At 62.6% G+C, this 602-nt stretch carries 1 protein-coding gene; it reads right to left on the minus strand.

The features are described 5' to 3' along the window. Positions 1-48 precede the first annotated feature (48 nt). Positions 49-561 (minus strand): winged helix-turn-helix domain-containing protein, encoded by a 513-nt coding sequence (locus tag NW837_RS15175; protein WP_414332460.1) that lies wholly within the window; start codon positions 559-561, stop codon positions 49-51. Positions 562-602 lie beyond the last annotated feature (41 nt).

A 602-nucleotide genomic window follows, 5' to 3' on the forward strand; every position in this document is an offset into this window, starting at 1 on the left:
ATACCTCCAGCTGTAGCCAGGGGAAGAGCAGTTTCAACCAGAAAACCATCAGGAAGAGTTTTTTTTGAAAGCTTCCTGCGCCTCGGGGTCGGCCTGCCGGTGGCGGGGTCGTGGGCGCAGGGGGGCAAAGCCCAGGCGGCGCATCCAGCTCCAGGCCCGCCGGGGGTCCACCGGACGTCCCAGCCGCTGGCTAAGCCACTCGGCGGCGTTGCGTATGTTCCAAAGCCCATCCCTGGGATGAGGCTGGAGCAGGACCTGATAGAAGGCCTCCTGGAGTTCGGGGGATAGGAGGGGGGCCTGGCCTTTGTTCTGGTGCCGGAGGTTCTTCATGGGCAGGCCCTGGTTGTAGCGGTGGATCAGCGAACGAACCCAGCGTTCGCTATAGCCGAGGTTGCTGGCGACCTGGGGGATGGACTGGCCTTTGGCCAGCAGCCAGAGGGCCTGCCAGCGGGCGCGTTCGATGGGGTCCTGGGACTCGCGGTAGAGGGCCTGGAGGTTATCCGGATGGTGCCGCAGTTGCAGTTCCAGGCGCGGGCGGCGTTGGTGTTTGGTGAGTTGCATAACTCCATACTAATGGATAGAGTCCAGGGGATTTCTTATAA

The sequence above is a fragment of the Synechococcus sp. R6-10 genome (genome assembly GCF_047461815.1).
GTDB lineage: Bacteria > Cyanobacteriota > Cyanobacteriia > Thermostichales > Thermostichaceae > Thermostichus.

What these genes read in the sequence shown, in the direction of transcription:
- NW837_RS15175 (WP_414332460.1), bottom strand. Translation starts at nt 561, where the DNA reads ATGCAACTCACCAAACACCAACGCCGCCCGCGCCTGGAACTGCAACTG.